The organism is Pseudomonas sp. TE12508 (assembly GCF_056279485.1).
Genome location: NZ_JBWCCN010000002.1, coordinates 39,654 through 61,349 on the forward strand (window position 1 = coordinate 39,654; position 21,696 = coordinate 61,349).

Here is a 21,696-nt window from a genome sequence, read left to right on the forward strand (position 1 = left end):
AGGCTCCATGAGCGAGTTCTTTGAGCGCAACGTCGAGATCATACAGCGCCGCTGGCCGCTGCTGTCTGCGCGCTTGCTGGTTGAAGACGTGAGCCTGTTGCAGGCCGATCTGGTCGAAGGCCTGGGCTCGACGTTGAGCATCAACGGCATTCAGTTGACCAGTCGCCATGACCGTACCCGTGAAGCGCAGCTTCAAGCCGAAAGCCTGCCGCTCGACAGCCCGGTGGTGCACGTTTACGGCACAGGACTGGGTGATCTTCAACTGGAGCTGCTGCAGCGTTCCCAGCTGATTCAGCTACATGTACATATCCTCAACGGTGCGGTTTTTGCGCTGGTCTTGCAATTGCTCGACCAACAGCCGTGGCTCAGCGATTCGCGTGTCCAGCTGCACTATGCCGGCGATTTATCTGAAATCTGTTTGCCGTTCTTTGCCCTGCCTTCAGAGCTGGTGCTGGCCGATGACTACAACGCCAGGATCCGCGACCGCTTGATCAGCGAAACCCATCTGACATTCAACAACCGTGAGTTCGATCCGGACAATCCGGAAATAGCGGCACGCCTGCTGGAAAGTGTCGAACAGATCCGCGTCGATGGCGACGTCGCACAATTGTTCGCAACACATGCTGGCCAGCCGATGTTCGTCATCGCCACCGGGCCAAGCCTGGAACAGCATTTCGTGACCTTGCGATCTGTTCGAGGGCAGACACCGCGACCGCTGTTCGTTTGTGTCGATACTGCTTACCGGCCGCTGATCGAACACGGCATCAAGCCGGATGTGGTTGTCACGATTGATCAGCGTATCTCGCAGCGTCATCTGCCACCCGAGGACAGCGCAAATACCACGCTGGTCTATATGCCGCTGGTGGACCCTGTCGTGTTGCAGGCCTGGCAAGGCAAACGCTATGTCGCCTACTCGGCAAGCCCGGTTTTCCGTTATTTGCGTGAGCAGTTGCCCCGCGCCGGGCTGTTTGCAGGCGGCAGCGTGATTCATCCGGCGGTGGACCTGGCGGTGAAAATGGGGGCCAGTCAGATCACCTTGTTCGGGGCTGACTTCGCGTTCCCCAACAACAAGACTCATGCCGGCTGGAATGACGGCGACCTTGGCCCCCAATTGGGCGCGGCTCGCCATTGGGTGTTGGACGGGAATGGGCAGCGGGTCAAGACCCAGCTCAATTTCCGCAGCTACTTGTGTGAGCTGGAGCGCTATATCGCTGCGAATCCACAAGTCGTCTTCTACAACAGCAGTCGAGCCGGGGCCATGATTGCCGGCACGACATTTCATCCGGAGTTCAGTCGATGAGCGAAGTGCTACTCGTTGATCAGGCCCGGCAATGTTCAGCGTTGTTTCGCCTGGGAAGGGATGTCGAGGCGGCGCTGGTCATGGTCGAGGTAGCAGAGGGGGTGCAGTCGCGGGTTGGCGGGGCAGACAGCCAGATCGCGGCCCGGTGGATGGCATTGCTGGCAGGCATGCTGGATAGCCAGGAACGACAGGACTGGCTGGCGCTGGCGGACTACCTTGAATACGAACTGGTCGATTTGCTGGGGGCTGTCAGTTCTGCGTAATGCCATGGCAGATCAGCGGGAGCGGGGCTGTGAGGAAGGATTGTGGCAGTTCTCTGGCGTCATTTTTTGGTGGTTGGATCGTCGGTAAGCCTTGGTTTTACAGGGGGTGGCAGGGTGATGGCAAAAAAATTCAAAAATCCCCTCAAGCAACCTGCATTGACGACGATAACTATTACGAAGGTTCTCTAGGCCATACCGGGCGGTTGCCAGGGCCGGAAGCCGCAGTACCCAACCAACGAGGAATTCGTCATGGCTTTAACAGTAAACACTAACACTACTTCCCTGAGTGTTCAGAAGAACCTGAACCGTGCGTCCGACGCACTGTCGACTTCGATGACCCGTCTGTCCTCCGGCCTGAAAATCAACAGCGCCAAAGACGACGCCGCCGGCCTGCAGATCGCTACCCGCATGACTTCGCAAATCCGTGGCCAGACCATGGCTATCAAAAACGCCAACGACGGTGTTTCGATTGCTCAGACCGCTGAAGGCGCTCTGCAAGAGTCGACCAACATTCTGCAGCGTATGCGTGAAATCGCACTGCAAGCGCGAAACGACTCCAACGGCACTGCTGACCGTACCGCTCTGGACAAAGAATACCAACAGTCGATCGCTGAGCTGACCCGTATCGCTCAGTCGACCAACCTGAACGGCAAAGCGCTGATCGACGGTACTGCTGGTGCGATGGAGTTCCAGGTAGGTTCGAACACTACCTCTGACAACCAGATCACTCTGACCTTGTCGACCAGCTTCGACGCCAGCGCCCTGGGCATGACCGGTACTGTCATTTCCGGCGTGGATAACACAACTAACCACACTAACGTTGATGCCTCTATCTCGGCTATCGACGCTGCTCTGGCAAACATCAACGCCACTCGCGCTGACTTGGGTGCTGCTCAGAACCGTTTCTCGACTACCATTTCCAACCTGCAGAACATCAACGAAAACGCCAGTGCTGCACTGAGCCGTGTACAAGATACCGACTTCGCTGCTGAAACTGCACAGCTGACCAAGCAACAAACTCTGCAACAAGCTTCCACCGCAGTTCTGGCCCAGGCCAACCAACTGCCATCCGCTGTACTGAAACTGCTTCAGTAATAGCTGATGTGTTTTGGCGGGGGAGTGCGCATGCGCGCTCTCTCGCTTTTTCAGTTTAAGAGGTGATGGACATGGATATGAGCGTGAAGCTGAACTTGTCTTATCCAGCTGCGAAGCCGGCGACGACTGTTGCCGACAAGCCGGTGGAGAAGCCTCGAGCGGAAACTGCGCCAGTGGTTGCCGTCAAGGAAGAAGGTAAAAACGATCAGACCGAACAGGAAAAACTGAAGATGGCCGTTCAGGAAATCGAGAAGTTCGTTCAGTCGGTCAAGCGCAATCTGGAGTTCTCGATCGATGAGCCTTCAGGCAAAGTTGTGGTCAAGGTTATTGCCAGTGACTCCGGTGAGGTGGTTCGCCAAATCCCCAATGAAGAAGTCCTGAAACTGGCCAATAGTTTGAATGATGCAAGCAGCCTGTTGTTCAGCGCGAAAGCCTGACCGCTGGCATGAATATTGTTGCTATGTTCTTTTGGACGTTGTAGTGGTCAAAAGACCGGCGACACACTGAAGGGAGATATGCATGGCAAGTCCAATTCTACCGGGCACGGGTTTAGGCTCTGGCCTTGATACCGGTGCTATTGTCAAAGCCTTGGTCAATGCCGACAAAGCAGCCAAGCAGAACCAGATCGACCGTCAGACGACCATCAATACCGCGCAGATTTCCGGTATTGGTTCCCTCAAAAGTGTCCTGGCGAACTTCCAGGCTGCAATCAAGAATCTGGGCAATACGCAAACTCCGCAATTTCTGGGTTACAACGCCACCTCCGCTGACGCGAAAGTATTGACCGCTGTGGCCAGCAACACGGCCGTCAACGGCACTTACGTGGTCAAGGTCACTAACCTTGCAACTTCGTCCAAAGTGGCTACCGCAGCCTTTGCCGGCGGTACCAGCAGTGCCATTGCGAGCGGCACGCTCAATATCACGCAAAACGGCGTTTCCAGTTCTGTCACCATTCCGGCGGGCGCGACGTTGCAGTCGGTTCGGGATGCGATAAACACACAGCAGGGCGCCAACGGCTTCAGTGCCAACATCGTGACCGACTCGTTTGGCTCGCGACTGGTGTTGGGTTCCACGGTGACCGGTGCCGGTTCCGATATCACCCTAAGCGGTATTGCGGGTCTGGAGATCAATGCCGGCCAGCAAATGGGTACAACCCCGACAGCGACTTCGGCGGGTGCCATTGGCGATTTCGCGAAGGACGCCAATTTCACCGTGGATGGGCTCGCGCTGACCAGCAAAAGCAACAAGGTTGACGCGGCCATTTCCGGCTTGACCCTGAATCTGGTCGCCGGGGGTGATGTAACCACGACGGTGACAGTCGGCCCGAACAGTGATGGCCTGAAAAAATCCATCCAGGCTTTCGTTGACGCTTATAACCAGGTTGTGACCAGTGTTAATGCGTTGACCAAGCCTTCCCTGGATGACGATGGCAAGCCGACCATCGCTGCTGCACTGACCGGTGACCCATTGGCGCGCGGCATTCTGGCATCCATTCGTCAGCCGTTGGTCACTACCGGCGCAGGTGACAAGCTCACTGTTCTGTCGCAACTGGGTATCACCACCAATCAGAAAACCGGTGCGCTGGATTTCGATAGCACCAAGTTCACGACCGCGATGGATACCCAAAAACTCGGTGGTGAGGTTCAGAAGCTGTTCCTGGGTGATCCGACGGCGACTGGCGATGCCGCCAAGGGCTTGCTGACACGCATGAACGATGCAATCACCCCTTACACGGTCACTGGCAGTGAGGGTATCCTCGATGCCCGTTCGACCAACTTGGCCAAGGCCAAGTCGAATCTGGCCAACCAGCAGGCAGCCCTGGATCGCCGTATCGAGACGCTGACTGCTGTGCTGACCAAAAAATATAACGACATGGATTCTCTGGTCGGCAAACTCAAGGCAACTGCCAGTAACATCACCTCGATGTTCGAGGCGATGAACGCGCAGAAAAACGCCTCGTAACACAGAAACGCCAAAAGCCCGGCAGCGGATTCCGCTTGTCGGGCTTTTTTTGGTTTGGTCTAAAGTTTTTTGACGCCGTGTCGATAGCTTGATTATACGAATCACAGAGTTTTGGATGAGGTAAGACATGAACCCGATGTTAGCCCTTCGGCAGTATCAGAAGATTGGCGCGCAAGCCCAGACTTCCGAGGCCAGTCCTCATCGCCTGGTGCAAATGCTTATGGAAGGCGGCCTGGATCGCATCGCTCAGGCCAAAGGTGCCATGGAGCGCAAGGATGTCGCCAACAAAGGCGTTCTGATAGGCAAGGCCATAGGCATCATCGGTGGTCTGCGTGAAGGTCTGGATCTGGAAAATCAGGCCGACTCGGTGACTGAGCTGGATAACCTTTACACCTACATGATGAAGCGTCTGGCTGAAGCCAATCTCAAGACCGATCCAAAAATTCTCGACGAAGTCGCCGACCTGCTTCGCACGGTCAAAGACGGTTGGGATTCCATTGCCGCGCCGGGTCCGCAGTTTTAAGGAGATCACTATGAGTCTTGTCTTGCAGCGAATCGAACAAACCCGTGATGCCCTCGTCGATGCATTGGCCGAGCGCAACTGGGAGGCCATTGGTGAATTGGACCTGGCTTGCCGTTCCTGCATGGAAGACGTCTTGAGTGAAGCTTCGGTGGACGAAGCCGCGTTGCGCGACAACCTTGAGGAGTTGCTGGGGGTGTATAAACAGCTTCTGGAGGCGGCGACGGGGGAGCGCCAAGCGATAGTCGACGAGATGTCGCAGATCCACCAAGCGCAGAGCGCGGCAAAGGTTTACCATCTGTTTGGGTAGTTAACCCTCAGTTAATCCAAACATAGTGCGCCATAAATTTGACTGTGCACGGTTTTTTGACTTAACTAGTGGCTGGTTCCAGATTTCAGGCGTCTACAGGCATAACGTGTCTGCAAGCGTCTAGCTTGCCCCTCATTTTGGGCATTGAGTTGACTAGGGAAGTTGCTATTGCATGTGGCGTGAAACCAAAATTCTGCTGATTGATGACGATAGCGTCCGTCGCCGCGATTTGGCGGTGATTTTAAATTTTCTTGGCGAAGAAAATTTACCCTGTGGCAGCCATGACTGGCAGCAGGCTGTCGGCTCTTTGTCATCAAGTCGTGAAGTAATCTGTGTCCTCATCGGGACGGTAAATGCTCCTGGTGCACTTTTGGGCTTGTTAAAGACACTCTCAACCTGGGATGAGTTCCTTCCAGTTTTGTTAATGGGCGATAATTCTTCCATTGACTTGCCGGAAGACCAGCGTCGTCGAGTGCTTTCGACTCTCGAAATGCCACCCAGCTACAGCAAATTGCTCGACTCGTTGCACCGTGCACAGGTCTATCGCGAGATGTATGACCAGGCGCGTGAGCGCGGTCGTCACCGTGAACCCAATCTTTTCCGTAGCCTCGTCGGCACCAGCCGGGCGATTCAACACGTCCGTCAGATGATGCAGCAAGTGGCCGATACTGATGCCAGCGTGCTGATCCTCGGCGAGTCCGGGACCGGCAAGGAAGTGGTCGCGCGCAACCTGCACTACCACTCCAAGCGTCGTGATGCGCCGTTCGTGCCGGTCAACTGCGGTGCTATTCCGGCCGAGTTGCTCGAAAGCGAATTGTTCGGCCATGAGAAGGGTGCCTTCACCGGAGCGATCACCAGTCGCGCCGGGCGTTTCGAGCTGGCCAACGGTGGTACCTTGTTCCTCGACGAAATCGGCGACATGCCGTTGCCGATGCAGGTCAAGCTGCTGCGCGTCTTGCAGGAACGCACCTTTGAGCGCGTGGGCAGCAACAAGACCCAAAGCGTCGATGTGCGGATCATTGCGGCGACCCACAAGAATCTCGAAAGCATGATCGAGATCGGCACTTTCCGCGAAGACCTCTACTATCGCTTGAACGTGTTCCCGATCGAGATGGCGCCATTGCGCGAACGCGTCGAAGACATTCCGCTGCTGATGAACGAGTTGATCTCGCGCATGGAGCACGAGAAGCGCGGTTCGATCCGTTTCAATTCGGCGGCGATCATGTCGCTGTGCCGTCATGGCTGGCCGGGCAACGTTCGCGAGCTTGCCAACCTGGTGGAGCGCATGGCGATCATGCACCCGTACGGGGTGATCGGCGTGGTCGAGTTGCCGAAGAAATTCCGCTACGTCGATGACGAAGACGAGCAACTGGTCGACAGCCTGCGCAGCGATCTTGAAGAGCGGGTGGCCATTAACGGTCATACCCCGGACTTCACCGCCAATGCGTTGCTGCCACCGGAAGGCCTGGACTTGAAGGATTACCTCGGTGGTCTGGAACAAGGACTGATCCAGCAAGCGCTGGATGATGCCAATGGCATCGTGGCGCGGGCGGCAGAACGGCTGCGGATTCGTCGTACCACGCTGGTGGAGAAGATGCGCAAGTACGGCATGAGTCGTCGTGACGGTGATGAACAGGCGGATGATTGACGCCTGTTTTTCAACTCCTTCATTTATAGTTAGTTTTTTTTAGGCACGGGTATTGCTACATCCCTCGCAACGTTCCGTTTAACTGACGGTCAACCACGCGAGAGAGTCCGATGCCCCAAGCCGCCCAGATGTCTCCTGCCCTTGATGCTTCGGGGCAACCGTCGTCCGTAGAGCAGGCAAGCCGGCTTGGCCTTGAGCAGGCATTTGCGCTGTTCAGCCAGATGTCGAGCCAATTGACCAATTCCTACAGCATGCTCGAAGCCCGGGTCACCGAGCTTAAGGGCGAGCTGGCGGTGGTCAGTGCTCAGCGCATGCAGGAGCTGGCGGAAAAAGAACGCCTGGCCAACCGCCTGCAAAATCTCCTCGATCTGTTGCCCGGCGGCGTCATCGTCATCGACGCCCAGGGTATCGTGCGCGAAGCTAATCCCGCCGCGAGTGAACTGCTTGGTCTGCCTCTCGAAGGCGAGCTGTGGCGTCATGTGATTGCTCGATGCTTTGCACCGCGCGAGGACGACGGTCACGAAATATCCCTTAAGGACGGTCGACGTCTATCGATCGCCACGCGTTCGCTGGACGCCGAGCCCGGTCAATTGGTGTTGCTCAATGACCTGACTGAAACCCGTCATCTGCAAGATCAACTGGCTCGTCATGAGCGTCTGTCGTCTCTGGGGCGTATGGTTGCCTCGTTGGCTCATCAGATTCGCACGCCGTTGTCCGCTGCGTTGCTCTACGCCAGTCATTTGACTGAGCAGGAGTTGCCGGTCGAGACCCAGCAACGTTTTGCCGGGCGCCTGAAAGAGCGTCTGCATGAACTCGAACACCAGGTTCGCGACATGCTGGTGTTCGCCCGCGGCGAGCTGCCGCTGACCGATCGCGTGACCCCCAGGATGCTGATGCAGTCGCTGCAAGCGGCAGCGCTGACCCACGTTCAGGACTTGCCGATTCGCTGGCAGTGCGACAGTCATGCTGGTGAGTTGCTGTGTAATCGCGACACCTTGGTCGGGGCGATCCTCAACCTGATCGAGAATGCCATCCAGGCCAGCGCCGGCGACGTTCGTTTAAAGGTTCACCTGTATACCCGCGGCAACAACCTGCGCTTGTGCATCAGCGACAGCGGCAGCGGTATCGACACGAAGATACTGGCGCGTTTGGGTGAACCGTTTTTCACCACTAAAACCACCGGCACCGGCCTGGGCCTGACCGTGGTCAAGGCAGTCGCCCGTGCTCATCAGGGAGAATTGCAATTGCGCTCGCGGCCGGGTCGCGGCACTTGTGCGCAGGTGATCTTGCCGCTTTTTTCTGGTGAACAACCCAGCGCTCAGGGAGCGAAGTGAAGGACATGGCCATCAAGGTTTTACTGGTCGAGGATGACCGCGCGCTACGGGAAGCATTGGCCGATACGCTGCTGCTTGCCGGGCACGATTACACGGCGGTCGGTTCGGCGGAAGAGGCGTTGGCTGCGGTCGGCGCCGAGGCATTTAACCTGGTGCTCAGCGACGTCAACATGCCGGGCATGGATGGTCATCAACTGCTTGGATTGCTGCGGGCTCGTCAGCCGCAACTGCCTGTATTACTGATGACCGCTCACGGTGCGGTCGAGCGCGCAGTCGACGCCATGCGTCAGGGCGCGGCGGATTATCTGGTCAAACCCTTCGAGCCCAAAGCCTTGCTCGATCTGGTGGCGCGGCACGCACTGGGCAATCTGGGCGCGACCGAGAGTGAAGGGCCTGTGGCGTTCGAACCCGCCAGTGCGCAATTGCTGGAACTGGCTGCGCGGGTGGCACGCAGTGACTCCACGGTGTTGATCTCCGGTGAGTCCGGGACCGGCAAGGAAGTGCTGGCGCGTTACATCCATCAGCACTCTCACCGCGCCAGTCAGCCGTTCATTGCGATCAACTGCGCAGCGATCCCGGACAACATGCTCGAAGCCACCTTGTTCGGTCACGAAAAGGGGTCTTTCACAGGCGCCATTGCGGCGCAGGCTGGCAAGTTCGAGCAGGCCGATGGCGGGACGATCCTGCTCGATGAAATCTCCGAAATGCCCCTCGGCCTTCAAGCCAAATTACTGCGCGTGTTGCAAGAGCGTGAAGTCGAGCGAGTCGGCGCACGCAAGCCGATCACGCTGGATATTCGAGTGGTGGCTACCACCAACCGTGACCTTGCCGCCGAAGTAACGGCGGGGCGTTTTCGCGAAGATCTTTACTATCGCCTGTCGGTGTTCCCGCTGGCCTGGCGTCCGCTGCGCGAGCGTACCGCCGACATCCTGCCGCTGGCCGAGCGACTGTTGGCCAAGCACGTCAATAAAATGAAGCATGCCGCGGCGAAGCTCTCGCCCGAGGCGCAAGTTTGCCTGATCGCTTATCCGTGGCCGGGCAACGTGCGTGAGCTGGATAACGCGATCCAGCGAGCCTTGATTCTGCAGCAAGGCGGCTTGATCCAGCCGCAGGATTTTTGCCTGGCCGGACCTGTGGCGTGTGCGCCGTTGCCGCCATTGGCGTCGACCCCCACGCGGGCCGTAGACGTCGAAGCTGAATCGGCGGGCGCCCTCGGCGATGACCTGCGGCGCCGTGAATTTCAGATGATCATCGACACCTTGCGTTCCGAGCGCGGCCGTCGCAAAGAAGCCGCCGAGCGACTGGGCATCAGCCCGCGCACCTTGCGCTACAAGCTGGCGCAAATGCGCGACGCCGGAATGGACGTGGAAGCGTACTTGTTCGCCACCTGAAAGTTGACGCAGCAACACCAATCCAAATGTGGGAGCCCTGTGGTGAGGGGGCTTGTTGGAATGCCGCATCACCCCGTTGGAGCGCGAAGCGGTCCTTCTTTTTGAGGGATGCAGGTTTGTTGTGTGCTGAGATTTTACGACTGCTGCGCAGCCGAACGGGGGCAAGCCCCCTCGCCACAAAGGCATGCTCCCCCAATGTTTTGCGGTTAAGGGAAAGCCCGGAAGGCTTTTGTTTAGAGCGGCCACAGAGCTGGCACCCTTGTTGCTAACACCTCTCTGCCCGCCGAGTGAGTGTCAAAAAATTGCGGGTAGCCAAAGACGTAGCTTCGTCAAAGAGAGAAACCATGAGCCAAGGTATTGAATTCAATCGGTTGATGCTGGATATGCGCTCCATGCAAATGGATGCCATGTCTGCGCCGAAATCGACTGCCGCAGTCCCTGAATTGGGTGGCAGCAGCTTTTCCGACATGCTCGGTCAGGCCGTCAATAAAGTGAACGACACCCAGCAGGCGTCAAATCAGTTGGCCAGTGCTTTTGAGATCGGTAAAAGCGGCGTCGACCTGACGGACGTGATGATTTCCTCGCAGAAGGCCAGCGTGTCTTTTCAAGCGTTGACCCAAGTGCGTAACAAGCTGGTTCAGGCATACCAAGACATCATGCAGATGCCGGTTTAAGGACGAGATTGAGTCATGGCAGAAGCAATCGCCGATAATGTTCCGGTCAAGGCCACTCCAATAGACGGCAAACCGCCGCTGTTCGGGTTGTCCTTCCTGGAAAACCTCTCCGAGATGACCATGTTGCGTCAGGTGGGCCTGTTGGTCGGCCTGGCTGCGAGCGTGGCGATTGGTTTTGCCGTTGTGTTGTGGTCCCAGCAGCCGGACTACCGGCCTCTGTACGGCAGCCTTGCCGGTATGGACGCCAAGCAGGTCATGGAAACCCTGGCCGCAGCCGATATTCCCTATACCGTTGAACCGAACTCCGGTGCCTTGCTGGTCAAGGCCGATGACCTGTCTCGTGCGCGGCTCAAGCTCGCGGGCGCTGGTGTCACTCCCAGCGACGGCAACATCGGTTTTGAGATCCTCGACAAGGAACAAGGGCTGGGCACCAGTCAGTTCATGGAAGCGACCCGTTATCGTCGCGGCCTCGAAGGCGAACTGGCACGGACCATTTCCAGCCTGAACAACGTCAAGGGTGCCCGCGTGCACCTGGCGATTCCGAAAAGTTCGGTGTTCGTGCGTGACGAGCGTAAGCCCAGCGCTTCGGTTCTGGTTGAACTCTATTCCGGTCGCTCGCTGGAGCCGGGCCAGGTCGTCGCTATCATCAATCTGGTTGCTACCAGCGTTCCTGAACTGAGCAAGTCGCAGATCACTGTGGTCGATCAGAAGGGCAACCTGCTGTCGGATCAGGCGGAAAACTCCGAACTGACCATGGCCGGCAAGCAATTCGATTACAGCCGTCGCATGGAAAGCATGCTGACCCAGCGTGTACACAACATCCTGCAACCGGTGTTGGGTAATGATCGCTATAAAGCCGAAGTTTCGGCCGATGTGGATTTCAGCGCCGTCGAGTCGACTTCCGAGCAATTCAACCCGGATCAGCCGGCGTTGCGCAGTGAGCAATCGGTCAACGAACAGCGCACCGCCAGCAATGGCCCGCAAGGTGTGCCGGGTGCCCTGAGCAACCAGCCGCCATCGCCGGCCTCGGCGCCGCAAACCACCGGTGGCGCCACCGCGTCGGCCGGCATGGTGCAGCCAGGCCAGCCATTGCTCGATGCCAACGGTCAGCAAATCATGGACCCGGCCACCGGCCAGCCGATGCTGGCACCGTACCCGGCGGACAAGCGTCAACAATCCACCAAGAACTTCGAACTCGACCGTTCCATCAGTCACACCAAACAACAGCAGGGCCGTTTGAATCGCCTGTCGGTGTCGGTGGTGGTGGATGATCAGGTCAAGGTCAACGCGGCCAACGGCGAAACGACACGTGCGCCGTGGAGCGCCGATGAGTTGGCGCGCTTCACTCGTCTGGTACAGGACGCGGTCGGTTTCGACGCCAGCCGTGGCGACAGCGTCAGTGTGATCAACATGCCGTTCTCCGCCGAGCGCGGTGAAGTGATTGCCGAGATTCCGTTCTACTCCCAGCCGTGGTTCTGGGACATCGTCAAGCAAGTGCTGGGTGTGTTGTTCATCCTGGTGCTGGTGTTCGGTGTGCTGCGTCCGGTGCTCAACAACATCACCGGTGGCGGCAAAGACAAGCAACTCGCAGGCCTGGGCAGCGACATGGAGCTCGGTGGCATGGGCGGCCTGGACGGCGAACTGTCCAACGACCGCGTCAGCCTTGGTGGCCCGACCAGTATCCTGCTGCCGAGCCCGAGCGAAGGCTATGACGCACAGTTGAACGCAATCAAGAGTCTGGTGGCAGAAGATCCGGGTCGCGTGGCCCAGGTCGTGAAAGAGTGGATTAACGCAGATGAGTGATAACCGAGCCGTTGCCGCCAAACTGACCAAGGTCGACAAAGCCGCGATTCTGCTGCTGTCCCTCGGTTCCACCGATGCTGCGCAAGTGCTGCGCCACATGGGGCCCAAGGAGGTCCAGCGTGTGGGCGTGGCGATGGCCCAGATGGGCAACGTGCACCGTGAGCAGGTCGAACAGGTGATGAGCGAGTTCGTCGACATCGTCGGCGACCAGACCAGCCTGGGCGTCGGCTCCGATGACTACGTGCGCAAAATGCTCACTCAGGCATTGGGCGAAGACAAGGCCAACGGCCTGATCGACCGGATCCTGCTGGGCGGCAACACCAGTGGTCTCGACAGCCTGAAGTGGATGGAGCCGCGCGCCGTCGCCGACGTGATCCGTTACGAGCACCCGCAGATCCAGGCAATCGTGGTCGCCTACCTCGACCCGGATCAGGCCGGTGAAGTGCTGGGCAACTTCGACCACAAGGTCCGGTTGGACATCATCCTGCGGGTGTCTTCGTTGAACACCGTGCAACCGGCAGCCCTGAAAGAACTCAACCAGATTCTCGAGAAGCAGTTCTCCGGCAACTCGAATGCCTCGCGCACCACCCTGGGTGGCATCAAGCGTGCGGCCGACATCATGAACTTCCTCGACAGCTCGATCGAAGGTCAGCTGATGGACTCGATCCGCGAAGTCGACGAAGACCTGTCCGGTCAGATCGAAGACCTCATGTTCGTGTTCAACAACCTGTCCGATGTCGACGACCGCGGCATTCAGGCGCTGTTGCGCGAAGTGTCCTCGGACGTCCTGGTGCTGGCCCTCAAGGGCTCGGACGAAGGCGTCAAGGAAAAGATCTTCAAGAACATGTCCAAACGGGCGGCCGAACTGTTGCGCGACGACCTCGAGGCCAAAGGCCCGGTGCGCGTCAGCGACGTGGAAACCGCGCAGAAAGAAATCCTCACCATTGCCCGCCGTATGGCCGAAGCCGGAGAAATCGTTCTCGGCGGGAAGGGCGGCGAAGAGATGATCTAAGGTCACTATGTCGTCCAAACATGATGAGTCCAATACCGACCTGATCCGTGCCAAGGACGTCGGTGGTTTCGACATCTGGTCGTTGCCCAGCTTCGACCCGTTTGTGCCGGAACCCGAGCCGGAACCGGAACCCGAACCGCCGGAAATGGAAGAAGTGCCGCTGGAAGAAGTCCAGCCACTGACCCTCGAAGAGCTCGAGAGCATTCGCCAGGAGGCCTACAACGAAGGCTTCGCCGTTGGCGAAAAAGAAGGTTTCCACAGCACCGCGCTCAAGGTCCGTCAGGAAGCCGAAGTGGCCCTGACGGCCAAGATCGCTGGCCTGGAGCAACTGATGGCCAACCTGTTCGAGCCGATTGCCGAGCAGGACACGCAGATCGAAAAGTCGCTGGTTGACCTCGTGCAGCACATCACCAAGCAAGTGATTCAGCGCGAACTGGCCATCGACTCGACGCAGATCGAACACGTCATGCGCGAGGCGCTCAAGCTTTTGCCGCTGGGTGTGGGCAACGTGCGGCTGTACATCAATCCGCAGGATTTCGAACAGGTCAAAGCCCTGCGCGAGCGCCATGAAGAAACCTGGCGCATTGTCGAGGACGAGTCCTTGTTGCCGGGCGGCTGCCGGGTCGAAACGGAGCACAGCCGCATCGACGCCACCATCGAAACCCGTGTTACCCAAGTCATGGCCAAGCTGTTCGATCAATTGCACGATCAGGCGCTGCACCCGGCCGCACCGGACCTGAGCCTGGAACTGCCAATCGACGAAAAACCTGCGGTTACACCGATCGAGGCGACACTGGACGCTCCCGATGCGTCTTGATCGCACCAGCTTCGCCAAGCGCCTCGGTAGCTACGCCGAGGCCACGGAGCTTGCCAGTGCGCCGATCCTCGAAGGTCGCCTGCTGCGCATGGTCGGCCTGACCCTCGAAGCCGAAGGCTTGCGCGCCGCCATGGGCAGCCGCTGCATGGTCATCAACGATGACAGCTATCACCCGGTGCAGGTCGAAGCTGAAGTCATGGGTTTCTCTGGCAGCAAAGTCTTTCTGATGCCAGTTGGCAGCGTCGCCGGCATCGCCCCCGGTGCCCGTGTGGTTCCCCTGGCTGATACCGGTCGCTTGCCCATGGGTATGAGCATGCTCGGGCGGGTGCTCGATGGCGCCGGGCGTGCGCTGGATGGCAAGGGTGGCATGAAGGCTGAAGATTGGGTGCCGATGGACGGCCCGACCATCAACCCGCTCAAGCGCGAACCCATCAGCGAGCCGCTGGACGTGGGCATTCGCTGCATCAACGGTTTGTTGACGGTTGGTCGCGGTCAGCGGCTCGGGCTGTTCGCCGGTACTGGCGTGGGCAAGAGTGTGCTGCTGGGCATGATGACCCGCTTCACCGAGGCCGACATCATCGTCGTCGGGCTGATCGGTGAGCGAGGTCGAGAAGTTAAAGAATTCATTGAGCACATCCTCGGTGAAGAAGGGCTCAAGCGTTCGGTGGTGGTGGCGTCGCCAGCGGACGATGCGCCGCTGATGCGGCTGCGCGCGGCCATGTACTGCACGCGAATCGCCGAGTATTTTCGCGACAAGGGCAAGAACGTCCTGTTGCTCATGGATTCCCTGACCCGTTTCGCCCAGGCCCAGCGGGAAATCGCCCTGGCCATCGGCGAACCTCCAGCGACCAAAGGCTATCCGCCGTCAGTGTTCGCCAAGTTGCCGAAACTGGTGGAGCGTGCCGGTAACGCTGAAAAGGGCGGCGGTTCGATCACCGCGTTCTACACGGTATTGTCCGAAGGCGACGATCAGCAAGACCCGATCGCCGACTCGGCGCGGGGTGTGCTCGACGGACACATCGTGCTGTCCCGGCGTCTGGCCGAGGAAGGGCATTACCCGGCCATCGATATCGAAGCCTCCATCAGCCGGGTCATGCCGTCGGTGGTCGGCATCAAGCACATGAACCACGCGCAGACGTTCAAGCAATACTGGTCGCGCTATCAGCAGAGCCGCGACTTGATCAGTGTCGGCGCCTATGTGTCCGGCGGTGATCGGGAAACCGATACCGCGATCAATCTGCAACCGGCCATGACCATGTACCTGCGCCAGGGCTTGAACGACAACATCAGCATGGGCGCCAGCGAGAACCATCTCGCTTCGATCTTTGCGCCAGCGCCGGGCGGTTAACCAGTCATGGCCTCGAGCCGCGCAGCACGTCTGGCGCCTGTGGTGGAAATGGCTGAAAAGGCCGAAAAGACCGCTGTCCTGCGCCTGGGGCACTTTCAGGGCCAGGTTCGCCTGGCGGAAAGCAAACTCGCCGACCTGGAAAACTTCCGCCTCGAGTACCAGGAACAATGGATCGTACGCGGCAGTAGCGGCGTGTCGGGCCAATGGTTGCTGGGTTATCAGGGTTTTCTCGCGCAATTGGGCACGGCCATCGACCAGCAGCGCCAGAGCCTGAACTGGCATCAAAACAACCTGAACAAATCCCGGGAAGCCTGGCAGCAGGCGTTTGCCCGGGTCGAAGGCTTGCGCAAACTGGTTCAGCGCTACATGGATGAGGCACGGCAACTGGAAGACAAGCGCGAGCAGAAACTGCTGGATGAGCTGTCCCAGCGGTTGCCGCGTCAGGATCCGTATTGAGTGTCGGTTTTAAAAGATCGCAGTCTTCGGCAGCGCCTACAGGATCGGGTTTGCATGCGGTCAAAGTAGGCGCTGCCGAAGGCTGCGATCTTTTGACCTTGCTCCAGCCCTCGTCAGGTGCTAAACCTTCTACACGTACGTTCGCCAATGACAAGGAAGCCGTGAAATGTCAGTCGTTACAGAAGTATCTCCGGATGGGAAAAAGCTGACGATTTCGATCGAGGGGCGATTCGATTTCGGTCGGCATCAGGAGTTTCGCGAGTCCTACGAGGGACTCAACAGTACACCCGAATCCATTGTGGTGGACTTGAAGAAAGCCACTTATCTCGACAGCTCGGCGTTGGGCATGCTGCTCTTGCTGCGCGATCACGCCGGTGGCGACAACTCCGATATTCGCGTCGTCAACAGCAGTTCCGATGTGAAGAAAATCCTCGCCATCTCCAATTTCGACAAGCTGTTCGACATCAGTTGACCGTCATGCAGCCGCTCGAACCGCTGACGATTCTGATCGCCGAAGACAGCGCGGCCGATCGCATGCTGCTGTCGACTATCGTCCGGCGCCAGGGCCATGAAGTGCTGACGGCCGCCAACGGCGCCGAGGCGGTCGAAGCATTCCGCTCGCAGCGACCGCACCTGGTGCTGATGGACGCCATGATGCCGGTGATGGACGGTTTCGAGGCGGCGCAGCAGATCAAGGCACTGGCCGGCGAAACGCTGGTGCCGATCATCTTTTTGACGTCGCTGACCGAGAGCGAAGCCTTGGCTCGTTGTCTGGAGGCCGGGGGCGACGATTTTCTGGCAAAACCTTACAACCAGGTGATCCTCGCGGCCAAGGTCAAGGCGATGGACCGCTTGCGACGTTTGCAAGCCACGGTGCTGGAGCAGCGCGACCTGATCGCCAGGCATCACGATTACCTGCTCAACGAACAACGGGTAGCCAAAGCCGTGTTCGACAAGGTCGCCCACTCCGGTTGCCTGAATGCCCCGAACATCCGTTACCTGCAATCACCCTATGCGCTGTTCAATGGCGATCTGTTGCTAGCCGCTTTCACTCCGGCTGGCGACATGCATGTGCTGCTCGGTGATTTTACCGGCCATGGTTTGCCGGCCGCTGTCGGTGCCATGCCGTTGGCCGAAGTCTTCTATGGCATGACGGCCAAGGGTTACGGTTTGTCCGAAACCCTGCGCGAGATGAACGCCAAGCTCAAACGTATTCTGCCGGTGGACATGTTCTGCTGTGCGGCGCTGCTGTGCCTGAGCTTTCAGCGAGGGTCGGTGGAGGTCTGGAACGGCGGAATGCCGGACGGTTACCTGCACAGTATCGCCAGTGGCGAGCGCACGGCGCTGACGGCACGGCACTTGCCGCTGGGCGTACTGAGCTCGCAAACCTTCGATGATCGCACCGAGGTGTTCCCGATGGCCGTCGGCGATCGGGTGTTCCTGCTGTCCGATGGGGTGATTGATACCTGTGATGCCAATGAGCAGTTGTTTGGCGTAGAGCGGCTGGAGCAAGTGTTTGCGGTCAATCGCCAGCCCGATGCACTGTTCGAAGAGATCGAGCAGGCACTGCGGGATTTTCGTGGCGAGGCTCGTGATGACGTGAGCATGGTCGAGGTCCGTCTGCTGGAGGCCGCGCAACTGAGCCCTCCGACGCCAGTGTATTCCGACAGCGGCCAGTCGTGCCCGCTGGACTGGTCGGTGAGTTTCGAGTTCCGCGCCGCCACCCTCAAGCGCTTCAATCCGCTGCCGTACTTGTTGCAGTTGCTGCTTGAGGTGCATGGTCTGCGGGCTCAGAGTGGCGCACTCTACAGTGTGCTGGCAGAGCTTTATTCCAATGCTCTGGAGCATGGCGTGTTGGGCCTGGATTCGAGTTTGAAACGCGATGCGGCAGGTTTTGCGCGTTATTATCAGCAGCGCAATGCACGCCTGGACGAGTTGCGCGATGGCTATGTGCGGGTGCATTTGCAGGTGACGCCAAAAGGCGAGGGCGGTTGCCTGGTGGTCCGGGTCGAAGACAGTGGCAAAGGCTTCGATGTGGCGCGGGTCATGGCGCGTCCCGTCGATGACGTCCGTCTGTCAGGACGTGGGGTCAATTTGATCCGCCAGTTGAGCGATCATGCGACCTGGTCCGATAATGGAAAAAGTGCTCGCGTGGAGTTTTTCTGGGAGGCTCTGGCATAATGCCAGGCATTCTTGATCAAGGAGTGAACAAGTGGACGACACACATCTGGACCGTGACGTGCTGAGCGCGTTGCAGGAAGTGATGGAGGACGGGTATCCAGAATTGCTCGATACCTTTCTCGCCGATTCCGAAGAGCGTTTACGCGTCCTGCGAAAGGCCGAGGATGCCGCGCAGCTTATGAATGCTGCCCATAGTTTCAAAGGTAGCAGCAGCAACATGGGCGCCAGTTATCTGGCCAAGCTGTGCGGTGAGCTGGAGCAGCGTGCCAAAGAAAAGAGTCTCGTCGGCATTGAACGGCTCATTGATGACATTGACGGCGAATTCGCTATTGTCCGACCGCTCTACGAAGCGGAACGCCAGCGTTCCCAGGCTGAACCAGCATCCGTCCGGCGTTTTTAGCAGCCAGCGAACAAAGCTGGCTCGACCCTTGCTAATAACTTACTCAACTGTACCTACGATCCCAGTGCAGCGGAGACCGTTTTATGCCCGTTACCCCAAACATCCTTCTTCAGGCCGCCACGACGGCCAAGGCTCAAGCCGCGTCCGCCAATGCACCGGCGCTGACGGCCGAGCCCGGGGACAAGGCCTCCAGCTTCGCTCAGGTCTATGCCAATCAGGCGCAGAATAAACCCTCCGCCATGGCGGACGGCTCGGCTAAACCCGCACGCGACAAAGTCTCGGACAGCGTCGGCAAAAAGGACGTGAGCAACGACAAGTCTGCCGCCCCGGAACCGACGGTTGCCGATAGCGGCAAATCCTTGCCCGTCGATAAACCGGCGCAGGCTGACGACAAGACGGCCAGCGATGATGCATCGGATCCGGCCGAGGCGTCGACGCCGGTGGCTGATACCGCGCCTGTCGATCCGGCCCTCGATCCTGCGTTGGTGGTGCAGCCGGTGTTACCAGCTCCTGTGCCGGAAACGCCAACAGTTGTGGCCACTGCGCAATCACAAGTTGAGGCACCTGTCGCCGTCGTCGTTACCGCGGCTGCGGCACAGACTGTTGCGACCATCGATCCGGATTTCGATCCCGAAGCCGATCCTCTCGATGCGCTGCCAGCCGTGCGCATGGCCATGGAGCAGGGCGGGCACGTTTCGCCCGTCAGCCAGGCCCAGCCCAAGGCGGCACCGATCTCGGCTCAAGTCGACGGCGAGCCAACTTCGGCACAGAACTTTGCCACGGGCATGGCGGGCATGCTCGATGTGCAAGCCGATCAGGACAGCACCAGCCAGGGCGGCGAGAAGGCTTTCAGTGGCCTGATCGATGACGGCCTCAAGGATCTCAAGTCCGCCAGCAGCGATACCCGTGTCGATGATTTCGCCAATCGTCTGGCGGCATTGACCCAGGCGGCAACGCCGAAGACTGCCAATGCATTACCGGTAAACCAGCCAATCGCCATGCATCAAAGCGGTTGGACCGAAGAGGTGGTCAACCGGGTCATGTACCTGTCCAGCGCCAATCTCAAGGCGGCCGACATTCAGTTGCAACCGGCCGAGCTGGGGCGCCTGGATATTCGGGTGAACATGGTTCCGGATCAGCAGACCCAGGTGACCTTCATAAGTGCCCATCCAAGCGTTCGTGAAGCGCTCGACGGGCAAATGCATCGCCTGCGTGACATGTTCGCGCAACAGGGCATGGGTCAGGTCGACGTCAACGTTTCCGATCAGTCCCGTGGCTGGCAGGGGCAGGGTCAGGAGCAGGCTCAACAGGGGCAGGGTGGGCGTGCCAACGCCAATGGCGGTCGCCTCGAGTCTGCCGATGAAGAGCTTCCTGCGACTGTCGCTGAAGTAGCCGCCAACACCACCAGCGTGATTGGCTCCAGCGCGGTCGACTACTACGCCTGATCAAACGCAGAAAACCTTGTGGGAGCGGGCTTGCTCGCGAATGCGATTTAACATTCAACAGTTATGTTGGCTGTCACACCGCATTCGCGAGCAAGCCCGCTCCCTCATTTGATTGGTGCTCGCCGATCATTCGCCGTCTCCCTACCTCCCGACACTTCTGGCATAACACTTGCTCTTGCCTTGCCGTGCGACTGTGAAAACCCGAATAGTGACGGATTATTGGCATGGCTAAGAGCGACGCAGCACCAGTGAAAGACCCCGCAACCAAAGGCAAAATCAAGCTGATCATTGTGATCGTCGTGGCCCTGTTGCTGGCGATCGGCTTGTCCGTGGGGGCGACCTGGTTCTTCATGCACAGCGCCCAGAGCAAGCCTGCCCCCGCGGCTGAAACTGCGGTGATCGGCAAGCAGCCAGCGATCTTCGAGCCCATGGCGCCGGCTTTCGTGGCCAACTACAACCAGAACGGTCGCCAGCGCTACATGCAGGTGAGCATCACCCTGCAGGGCCGCAATCAGGCCGATCTGGAAGCGCTCAAAGTCCACATGCCGGTGATTCGCAATAACCTGGTGATGCTGTTTTCCGGTCAGGATTTCGCCACGCTGGCGACCCCGGTCGGCCAGGAAATGTTGCGTCAGAAGGCCACGGCCAGCGTCCAGGAAGTGGCGCAGAAAGAGCTTGGCAAAGTGGTGATCGAACAGTTGCTTTTCACTAATTTCGTACTGCAGTAGGAACACGACATGGCCGTGCAGGACCTGCTGTCCCAGGATGAGATCGATGCGCTGTTGCATGGCGTCGACGATGGTCTGGTACAGACCGATAACGCTGCCGACCCCGGCAGTGTCAAAAGCTACGACCTGACCAGCCAGGATCGCATCGTCCGTGGACGCATGCCGACCCTGGAAATGATCAACGAGCGTTTCGCCCGCTACACCCGCATCAGCATGTTCAACATGCTGCGCCGCTCGGCGGACGTTGCCGTCGGGGGCGTGCAGGTGATGAAGTTCGGCGAATACGTGCACTCGCTGTACGTGCCGACCAGCCTCAACCTGGTCAAGATCAAACCGCTGCGCGGCACCGCACTGTTCATCCTCGACGCCAAACTGGTGTTCAAGCTGGTGGACAACTTCTTCGGCGGCGACGGCCGTCACGCGAAGATCGAAGGGCGTGAATTCACCCCCACTGAACTGCGTGTGGTGCGCATGGTGCTGGAACAGGCCTTCGTCGATTTGAAGGAAGCCTGGCAGGCGATCATGGAAGTGAACTTCGAGTACATCAACTCGGAAGTGAACCCGGCCATGGCCAACATCGTCGGCCCGAGCGAAGCCGTTGTGGTGTCGACGTTCCATATCGAGCTCGATGGTGGTGGCGGCGACCTGCACGTGACCATGCCGTACTCGATGATCGAGCCGGTGCGCGAGATGCTCGACGCCGGCTTCCAGTCGGACCTCGACGATCAGGATGAGCGCTGGATCAACGCCTTGCGCCAGGACGTGCTGGACGTCGATGTACCCATCGGTGCCACCGTTGCCCGCCGCCAGCTGCGCCTGCGCGACATCCTGCACATGCAGCCGGGGGATGTGATCCCGGTCGAGATGCCGGAAGAAATGATCATGCGCGCCAACGGCGTACCGGCCTTCAAGGTCAAGATGGGCTCGCACAAGGGCAACCTCGCGTTGCAAGTGATCGAGCCGATCGAGCGCCGCTGACCGGCGCTCCAACCCCCCCCTTTTAATTGAC

The 21,696-nt window shown here is 58.9% G+C and carries 22 protein-coding genes; all 22 read left to right on the top strand.

The annotated features are described in order from the left end of the window. Positions 1–7: 7 nt before the first annotated feature. Positions 8–1,300: a motility associated factor glycosyltransferase family protein gene (locus tag ACZ9IM_RS02310; protein WP_476223286.1), complete on the top strand. Its 1,293-nt coding sequence runs from the start codon at positions 8–10 to the stop codon at positions 1,298–1,300. Then, positions 1,297–1,563, top strand: a complete 267-nt coding sequence (locus ACZ9IM_RS02315; RefSeq protein WP_429542740.1) for a hypothetical protein — start codon at positions 1,297–1,299, stop codon at positions 1,561–1,563. The genes ACZ9IM_RS02310 and ACZ9IM_RS02315 overlap by 4 nt, the downstream gene beginning before the upstream one ends. Before the next feature lie 249 nt (positions 1,564–1,812). Next, positions 1,813–2,658, top strand: a complete 846-nt coding sequence (locus tag ACZ9IM_RS02320; RefSeq protein ID WP_217858367.1) for a flagellin domain-containing protein — start codon at positions 1,813–1,815, stop codon at positions 2,656–2,658. Between the two features lie 71 nt (positions 2,659–2,729). Further along, complete coding sequence (locus ACZ9IM_RS02325; protein WP_476223287.1) at positions 2,730–3,095, top strand: flagellar protein FlaG; 366 nt, start codon at positions 2,730–2,732, stop codon at positions 3,093–3,095. A gap of 82 nt (positions 3,096–3,177) precedes the next feature. Beyond that, a complete protein-coding gene (fliD, locus tag ACZ9IM_RS02330; protein ID WP_476223288.1) occupies positions 3,178–4,620 on the top strand; it encodes a flagellar filament capping protein FliD in 1,443 nt (480 codons plus the stop codon). Positions 4,621–4,747: 127 nt separating this feature from the next. Beyond that, a complete protein-coding gene (gene fliS, locus ACZ9IM_RS02335; RefSeq protein WP_476223289.1) occupies positions 4,748–5,143 on the top strand; it encodes a flagellar export chaperone FliS in 396 nt (131 codons plus the stop codon). Between the two features lie 10 nt (positions 5,144–5,153). Then, positions 5,154–5,450 carry a flagellar protein FliT gene (fliT, locus tag ACZ9IM_RS02340; RefSeq protein WP_008072606.1) on the top strand — a complete coding sequence of 99 codons (297 nt, stop codon included), beginning with the start codon at positions 5,154–5,156 and terminating at the stop codon, positions 5,448–5,450. A gap of 172 nt (positions 5,451–5,622) precedes the next feature. Continuing rightward, the gene (locus ACZ9IM_RS02345; RefSeq protein WP_007894189.1) at positions 5,623–7,098 is read left to right on the top strand and encodes a sigma-54 dependent transcriptional regulator; all 1,476 of its coding nucleotides are present in this window, start codon (positions 5,623–5,625) and stop codon (positions 7,096–7,098) included. A 128-nt stretch (positions 7,099–7,226) separates the two neighbouring features. Further along, a complete protein-coding gene (locus ACZ9IM_RS02350) occupies positions 7,227–8,432 on the top strand; it encodes a sensor histidine kinase (protein WP_476223441.1) in 1,206 nt (401 codons plus the stop codon). Between the two features lie 5 nt (positions 8,433–8,437). Further along, positions 8,438–9,823: a sigma-54-dependent response regulator transcription factor FleR gene (gene fleR, locus ACZ9IM_RS02355; protein ID WP_427627555.1), complete on the top strand. Its 1,386-nt coding sequence runs from the start codon at positions 8,438–8,440 to the stop codon at positions 9,821–9,823. Between the two features lie 344 nt (positions 9,824–10,167). Then, entirely contained in the window at positions 10,168–10,497 is a 330-nt protein-coding gene (fliE, locus tag ACZ9IM_RS02360) for a flagellar hook-basal body complex protein FliE (RefSeq protein ID WP_008072611.1), read from the top strand. Between the two features lie 15 nt (positions 10,498–10,512). Further along, positions 10,513–12,300 (top strand): flagellar basal-body MS-ring/collar protein FliF, encoded by a 1,788-nt coding sequence (gene fliF / locus ACZ9IM_RS02365; RefSeq protein WP_427627552.1) that lies wholly within the window; start codon positions 10,513–10,515, stop codon positions 12,298–12,300. Further along, positions 12,293–13,312 carry a flagellar motor switch protein FliG gene (gene fliG, locus ACZ9IM_RS02370; RefSeq protein WP_007894195.1) on the top strand — a complete coding sequence of 340 codons (1,020 nt, stop codon included), beginning with the start codon at positions 12,293–12,295 and terminating at the stop codon, positions 13,310–13,312. The genes fliF and fliG overlap by 8 nt, the downstream gene beginning before the upstream one ends. 7 nt (positions 13,313–13,319) lie before the next feature. Then, entirely contained in the window at positions 13,320–14,129 is an 810-nt protein-coding gene (gene fliH / locus ACZ9IM_RS02375) for a flagellar assembly protein FliH (RefSeq protein WP_476223290.1), read from the top strand. Then, the gene (gene fliI / locus ACZ9IM_RS02380; protein WP_008072617.1) at positions 14,119–15,477 is read left to right on the top strand and encodes a flagellar protein export ATPase FliI; all 1,359 of its coding nucleotides are present in this window, start codon (positions 14,119–14,121) and stop codon (positions 15,475–15,477) included. Before fliH ends, fliI begins: the two co-directional genes overlap by 11 nt. A 6-nt stretch (positions 15,478–15,483) precedes the next feature. Next, the gene (gene fliJ, locus ACZ9IM_RS02385) at positions 15,484–15,933 is read left to right on the top strand and encodes a flagellar export protein FliJ (RefSeq protein WP_476223291.1); all 450 of its coding nucleotides are present in this window, start codon (positions 15,484–15,486) and stop codon (positions 15,931–15,933) included. Positions 15,934–16,099: 166 nt separating this feature from the next. Further along, positions 16,100–16,405, top strand: a complete 306-nt coding sequence (locus tag ACZ9IM_RS02390) for an STAS domain-containing protein (RefSeq protein WP_427627547.1) — start codon at positions 16,100–16,102, stop codon at positions 16,403–16,405. Between the two features lie 5 nt (positions 16,406–16,410). Continuing rightward, positions 16,411–18,114 carry an ATP-binding SpoIIE family protein phosphatase gene (locus ACZ9IM_RS02395; protein ID WP_476223292.1) on the top strand — a complete coding sequence of 568 codons (1,704 nt, stop codon included), beginning with the start codon at positions 16,411–16,413 and terminating at the stop codon, positions 18,112–18,114. A gap of 31 nt (positions 18,115–18,145) precedes the next feature. After that, the gene (locus ACZ9IM_RS02400) at positions 18,146–18,514 is read left to right on the top strand and encodes an Hpt domain-containing protein (protein WP_218394187.1); all 369 of its coding nucleotides are present in this window, start codon (positions 18,146–18,148) and stop codon (positions 18,512–18,514) included. 83 nt (positions 18,515–18,597) lie between these two features. Then, the gene (locus tag ACZ9IM_RS02405; protein WP_476223293.1) at positions 18,598–19,959 is read left to right on the top strand and encodes a flagellar hook-length control protein FliK; all 1,362 of its coding nucleotides are present in this window, start codon (positions 18,598–18,600) and stop codon (positions 19,957–19,959) included. A 224-nt stretch (positions 19,960–20,183) separates the two neighbouring features. Beyond that, positions 20,184–20,687, top strand: coding sequence for a flagellar basal body-associated protein FliL (gene fliL, locus ACZ9IM_RS02410; protein ID WP_008072628.1), 504 nt, complete (start codon positions 20,184–20,186; stop codon positions 20,685–20,687). A 9-nt stretch (positions 20,688–20,696) separates the two neighbouring features. Further along, positions 20,697–21,665: a flagellar motor switch protein FliM gene (fliM, locus tag ACZ9IM_RS02415; RefSeq protein WP_476223294.1), complete on the top strand. Its 969-nt coding sequence runs from the start codon at positions 20,697–20,699 to the stop codon at positions 21,663–21,665. The last annotated feature ends 31 nt before the right edge of the window (positions 21,666–21,696 follow it).

Bases quoted from the DNA above. Each gene is read 5' to 3' on its own strand.
- ACZ9IM_RS02310 (WP_476223286.1), top strand. From the start codon at position 8: ATGAGCGAGTTCTTTGAGCGCAACGTCGAGATCATACAGCGCCGCTGG.
- ACZ9IM_RS02315 (WP_429542740.1), top strand. From the start codon at position 1,297: ATGAGCGAAGTGCTACTCGTTGATCAGGCCCGGCAATGTTCAGCGTTG.
- ACZ9IM_RS02320 (WP_217858367.1), top strand. From the start codon at position 1,813: ATGGCTTTAACAGTAAACACTAACACTACTTCCCTGAGTGTTCAGAAG.
- ACZ9IM_RS02325 (WP_476223287.1), top strand. From the start codon at position 2,730: ATGGATATGAGCGTGAAGCTGAACTTGTCTTATCCAGCTGCGAAGCCG.
- fliD (WP_476223288.1), top strand. From the start codon at position 3,178: ATGGCAAGTCCAATTCTACCGGGCACGGGTTTAGGCTCTGGCCTTGAT.
- fliS (WP_476223289.1), top strand. From the start codon at position 4,748: ATGAACCCGATGTTAGCCCTTCGGCAGTATCAGAAGATTGGCGCGCAA.
- fliT (WP_008072606.1), top strand. From the start codon at position 5,154: ATGAGTCTTGTCTTGCAGCGAATCGAACAAACCCGTGATGCCCTCGTC.
- ACZ9IM_RS02345 (WP_007894189.1), top strand. From the start codon at position 5,623: ATGTGGCGTGAAACCAAAATTCTGCTGATTGATGACGATAGCGTCCGT.
- ACZ9IM_RS02350 (WP_476223441.1), top strand. From the start codon at position 7,227: ATGTCTCCTGCCCTTGATGCTTCGGGGCAACCGTCGTCCGTAGAGCAG.
- fleR (WP_427627555.1), top strand. From the start codon at position 8,438: ATGGCCATCAAGGTTTTACTGGTCGAGGATGACCGCGCGCTACGGGAA.
- fliE (WP_008072611.1), top strand. From the start codon at position 10,168: ATGAGCCAAGGTATTGAATTCAATCGGTTGATGCTGGATATGCGCTCC.
- fliF (WP_427627552.1), top strand. From the start codon at position 10,513: ATGGCAGAAGCAATCGCCGATAATGTTCCGGTCAAGGCCACTCCAATA.
- fliG (WP_007894195.1), top strand. From the start codon at position 12,293: ATGAGTGATAACCGAGCCGTTGCCGCCAAACTGACCAAGGTCGACAAA.
- fliH (WP_476223290.1), top strand. From the start codon at position 13,320: ATGTCGTCCAAACATGATGAGTCCAATACCGACCTGATCCGTGCCAAG.
- fliI (WP_008072617.1), top strand. From the start codon at position 14,119: ATGCGTCTTGATCGCACCAGCTTCGCCAAGCGCCTCGGTAGCTACGCC.
- fliJ (WP_476223291.1), top strand. From the start codon at position 15,484: ATGGCCTCGAGCCGCGCAGCACGTCTGGCGCCTGTGGTGGAAATGGCT.
- ACZ9IM_RS02390 (WP_427627547.1), top strand. From the start codon at position 16,100: ATGTCAGTCGTTACAGAAGTATCTCCGGATGGGAAAAAGCTGACGATT.
- ACZ9IM_RS02395 (WP_476223292.1), top strand. From the start codon at position 16,411: ATGCAGCCGCTCGAACCGCTGACGATTCTGATCGCCGAAGACAGCGCG.
- ACZ9IM_RS02405 (WP_476223293.1), top strand. From the start codon at position 18,598: ATGCCCGTTACCCCAAACATCCTTCTTCAGGCCGCCACGACGGCCAAG.
- fliL (WP_008072628.1), top strand. From the start codon at position 20,184: ATGGCTAAGAGCGACGCAGCACCAGTGAAAGACCCCGCAACCAAAGGC.
- fliM (WP_476223294.1), top strand. From the start codon at position 20,697: ATGGCCGTGCAGGACCTGCTGTCCCAGGATGAGATCGATGCGCTGTTG.